Annotated in this window: 3 protein-coding genes; all 3 read left to right on the top strand. The window is 65.7% G+C overall.

The window, feature by feature from the left end; all coding sequences use genetic code 11:
* Nucleotides 1-483, top strand: a 483-nt coding sequence (locus tag AB1609_15880; GenBank protein ID MEW6047932.1) for a crosslink repair DNA glycosylase YcaQ family protein, incomplete at its 5' end; no start/stop codon positions are given.
* Between the two features lie 124 nt (nt 484-607).
* The gene (locus AB1609_15875; protein MEW6047931.1) at nt 608-1,369 is read left to right on the top strand and encodes an ABC transporter ATP-binding protein; all 762 of its coding nucleotides are present in this window, start codon (nt 608-610) and stop codon (nt 1,367-1,369) included.
* The gene (locus tag AB1609_15870; GenBank protein ID MEW6047930.1) at nt 1,357-4,026 is read left to right on the top strand and encodes an FtsX-like permease family protein; all 2,670 of its coding nucleotides are present in this window, start codon (nt 1,357-1,359) and stop codon (nt 4,024-4,026) included. Before AB1609_15875 ends, AB1609_15870 begins: the two co-directional genes overlap by 13 nt.
* The last annotated feature ends 666 nt before the right edge of the window (nt 4,027-4,692 follow it).

Below are 4,692 nucleotides of genomic sequence, written 5' to 3'. Positions count from 1 at the left end.
CGCAGTTACGGCCCCGCCACCTGGCAGGATTTCGCCGCCTGGGCGGGGATTACGGTGAGGGAGGCGGTCTCCTTGGCCGGCGGCCTCGGGAATGAGGTGGTGGAGGTGTCGGTCGAGGGCCGCCGGACCTACCTGCTGCGGGAGGATCTGGCCGCCGTCCGGGCCGCTGAGATCCGCGGCCGGGTGGTGCGCCTGTTACCCAGCTTCGATCCCTACCTCCTGGGCCACCACGAAAAGGGCCATCTGGTGAGCAACGCCCACTACAAGCGCGTCTTCCGCAAGGCGGGCTGGCTGTCCCCGGTGGTGCTCGTGGATGGCCGCGTGGCCGGCGTCTGGTCGCACCAGCGCAGTGGTCGCACCCTGCGGGTCACCGTCGAACCGTTCGGCGACCTGCCCCCCCGGGTCCGTGAGCAGATAGTTGCCGAGGCGGGGGATCTGGGCCGCTTCCTGGACCTTCGTGCCCTTACCGAGTTCATATCTTAGGAGGAATTCATCTGGCCATCGGCCACCCGGAATGTGGTGAGCACGCCGATTCCCCTTCAGCCGAGGTCCGTTGAGGTGGAGCGAGACCAGAACTGCGGGACGCGCAGCAGGGAGGCATCGAGGGATGGGCAGCCCGGCCGGTGTCATGGCTGAGGTGCAAGATGTGGAAAAGATATACGGCACTGGCGACGCCGCCGTTGCTGCGTTGCGGGGGGTGTCGCTAAGCGCAAGGGAAGGGGAGTTCCTGGCCATCACCGGGCCGTCGGGGTCGGGCAAGTCCACCCTGCTCAACCTGATTGGGGCGCTCGACCGGCCCACGGGCGGGACCGTGAAGGTGGGGGGAGTAGACCTAAGCACGTTACGCGGCAATGCGCTGGCCGACTTCCGCTTTCGGTTTGTGGGATTCGTGTTCCAACAGTTCTACCTGCTCCCCAATCTGACCGCGCTGGAAAACGTGATGGTACCCCTTCTTTCGCGCCGGGTTGACTTCGATCGCAGGTCGCGGGCCCTGGAAGCCCTGGCCGCGGTGGGCATGGAGAGGCGGGCGCGTGCTCTCCCCGCCCAGATGTCGGGAGGAGAGCAGCAAAGGGTGGCTGTGGCCCGCGCCCTGGTAAACCGTCCTCGCCTCATACTGGCTGACGAGCCCACCGGCAACCTGGATTCGGTGAGCGGGGTGGCGGTTATCCGTCTGCTGGAAGAAGCGCGGGCAAGGGATGGGGCCACCGTCATCCTGGTGACGCACAACCTGGAACTGGCCTCTAGGGCTGACCGGCAGGTTCACCTGGTTGACGGGCTGGTGGTGCGGGAAAGCGTCTCCCGGGGACCGTACCTCCCTCGGTCACAGCGCGATTCGGGGGAGAGGGGTGACGCCCATTGCTGTCCCTGATCGCGCGCAACTGGCGGGGAGCGAAGGAGCGCCTTGCCCTTCTGGTGGTGGGCGCAGTGGGCATCAGCGTGGGGCTCACCTACGTGGTGGCCCTGGCTCAAACCAGCAAAGGCACCGTGCAGGAGCTGCTGGAAGAACGGTGGCGTTCCTCGTACGATCTGATGGTGAGACCGGCCGGCGCCCCCAGTGCTGCGGAGCGCCATTTGGACCTGGTGGAACCCAACTACCTCCTGGGTCTGCCCGGTGAGATCAGCCTGGATCAATACGAAATCATCAAGGGAATCCCGGGGGTGGGGGTGGCGGCACCCGTGGCGGTGGTCGGCTGGGTGAACCTCACGCTTCCCATGGACTTCCCCCTGGTAACCGATCCCGGTGTCTACCGGATGACCAGGACGGTGGCAGCCTCAGATGGGAAAACAGACTACCGTACCACGGAAGTCACGTACTGGCTGAACAGCGAGGGTCCGGCTGTGAAGCGTTTCGTAAAGAGGGAAGGCCGTGTGGTGTTCGCCGGACTCCCCGAGGATTATGGCATGCAGCTACTGCCCCAGAACCTGCGGGGCAGCAACGAGAACTGGAACTGGTATGGCCAGCTCGTCCTGCTGGTAGGGATTGACCCGGAGCAGGAGGCACGGCTGGTAGGACTCGATGGGGCGGTGGTGAGCGGGCGGTACTTCTCCGCGGCCGATGTGGTCAGGGGCGAGCAGGTGGAAGTGCCCGTTCCCGCCAGCGCCGGCGGCGGCTCGTTCACGCGCCAGATATGGACCATGCCGGTGCTGGTGTCCCGGCAGGCGTATGCTGACACGTCCTTTCGCTTCCAGTTGCAGAAGCTCGACCTGGACTACCGGGATGAGCTGGCCATGCTGGAACAGGTGCGGGCGCGGGGCGGGCGGCGTTACCTGGATGGGTTACCGGTCCGGGCCACCGTCGTCGATTACCGCCTGGGCGCTCAGGACCTGCGTGAGAGCCTGTACCGCTATCTTGACGAGATATCCGGGGGTCGGAGAGAGCCTGTGTATCCCAGCCAGGTGGCCGCTTTGCCCGGCCCCGTTGAATACCATCCTGCCGACTCGCCGTTTCCCTCGCGGTGGCCACTGTGCTACCGGGTGGTCCCGGAGGAGGTCGGGTTTCTGAAAGGCATATTCCGTGGCGTGGGGCTGGAGGTTCCCATGTACCGTGCGGTGCAGTCAGCATTACCCGCAGACCCGTCTCTAAACAAGGACCCCTACCTGGAACTGACACCAATCGGTTTCTTTGACCCCAACCGGCTGCGTCTGGCCCGCGACCCCCTCAACGAACTCCCCATGGAGACATACCGGCCCGCCGCGGCCTCCCTGGTCCTGGATGCCGGGGGGAGGCCGGTGAACCCCCCCGTGGAAATCAGGCCGGTGGAAAGCCCGGGGTGGTTTCTCACTTCGCCGCCGGCGCTGCTCACCAGCCTGGAGGCGGCGGCGAAACTGAAGGCAAACCCCATAAGCGCCATCCGGGTGAGGATAGCCGGGTCGGAAACCATGGGCGAAACGGCCCAGGCCAGGGCAGAAGCCGTCGCCAGGGAGATACGGGATCGCACCGGGCTGGCCGTGGACATCATGCTGGGTTCGTCGCCCCGGCGCGTCCTCATCCACGTGTGCGGGTCGGAGGAGATCCCGGATCTGGGGTACGTGGAGCAGCCCTGGATACAGAAGGGAGCGGCCCTGACCATCCTGCGCGAGACGAGGCTGGGTTTTTCGGTCATCGTAGGCGCCGTCCTGGTGGTGGCCGTACTGTACGTGCTCTCTACCACCAGCGTCTCCGTGCTCCTGCGGCTGCGCGAGTTCGGCATCCTCTCCGCCGTGGGCTGGCGGCCCGGGAGGGTACTTTTCCTCATCCTGGGAGAGTCTCTGCTGACCGGTGTTCTGGTGGGAGCGGCCGGGGTGGCCCTGGCCTGGGCCGTGGCCAGTGGCAGCAGGATGACGCTCTCACCGCTCAGGCTGGCAGCGGTCGCCCTCCTCCCTCCCCTCGTGTACGGTGCCGGGGCGACGCTCCCCGGGCGCGCCGCCACCCGGGTTCACCCCCGCCTCGCCGTGGGCGAAGGAGAGGTTGGCGGTGGATCTCTGCGCCTGGCAGGAGGCTCTGCGGCAAACCTTGTCCTCGCTGACCTGGTGCGCCGCTGGAAGCGCAACGTGCTCTGTGTCCTGAGCATGGCGCTGCCCATTCTCCTCCTGACGGTCTTCCTCTACGTCACCGTGCGCCTGCGGGGAGTCATGTACACCACCTGGCTGGGGGAGTACGTGGCGTTGGAAGTGGGCCCGTCCCACTATTTTGCCGCCGTCTTCGCCCTGTTCATGGCCGTCCTCACTACGACCGACATTACGTGGCTCAATGTCTCGCAACGCCGTGCTGAGATGGCGCTGCTTCAGGCTCTAGGCTGGCGTAACTGGCAGGTGCGACGGCTGGTCCTCGCCCAGGGGGTGGTGCTGGGATGGCTGGCGGGGCTCCTGGGCCTCGCCGGAGGCACCCTGGCGCTGGCTCTGGCCTACCATGCCGTCCCCCCTCTTGGGGTGGAGGTAGTCCTGGCCATCCTGGGTCTTTCCACGCTGACGGGCCTGGCCGGGGCGGTGGTGCCGGCCTGGGCTGCCACTCGGGGGAACCTGGCCGCCGCTTTGCGCCGCGAATGATCCAGAGCATGCGGAACAGGGAGAGGCGAGGTGGTCGCCCCCGCAAGGACCACACCCGGTTCGGGTCAGGTGGGGCAGCCGGGAAGGTTCCGGCTGTGCGATTGGAGCAGTGTGCTTCTTTTCTCTCCCGGCATTTGTTGAGGTTGGCGGGTGGCTGCTTGGACGTGGCCGGTGTGGGCAGGCCCGCAGGGCGTGGAACGATAACCACTGATCGTAGTGGACCAGACTCTGAGCCTCATACGTGACCTTAACGGCTGCGGGCTCACTGTGCTCCTCGTCGAACAGAACGCGCGCAAGGCACTTCAGGTAGCCAAGCGTGGGTACCTTCTCGAAACCGAACGCCTGGCCATGAGTGGCACGGCGGCCGACCTTCTCGAACACCCGGACTTTAGCCACCTTTATTTCGGCCGCAGGGCGTGCAGGCGGCAGGGGGCACTTCACAGCCACGGCATCGTCTGAGTTGTTGTTGCTAAGCACTGTCACCTGCCTTTTTGCCAAAGTACGTCAGCCAAGTCGGGCTTCCCGGTGCCGCTTAGAGTTGTCCTCGAAGACCTCGTCCGTGATGGTTCCTCCGGAGAAGTAGTTGCTACCCGAGGTGCGGTATACGTCCCTTCCATACGCTTGAGGTTTTGTCCCTGGCCTGCTGCGCCCGAGAACATGAGTTAT

It is taken from the genome of Bacillota bacterium (genome assembly GCA_040754675.1).
Classification (GTDB): Bacteria; Bacillota; Limnochordia; order Limnochordales; family Geochordaceae; genus Geochorda.
Note: the sequence above shows the minus strand (reverse complement) of the source record. Positions and strands in the feature narration are given on the sequence as shown.

Coding starts and splice junctions, on each gene's coding strand:
- AB1609_15875 (MEW6047931.1), top strand. CDS start 608: ATGGGCAGCCCGGCCGGTGTCATGGCTGAGGTGCAAGATGTGGAAAAG.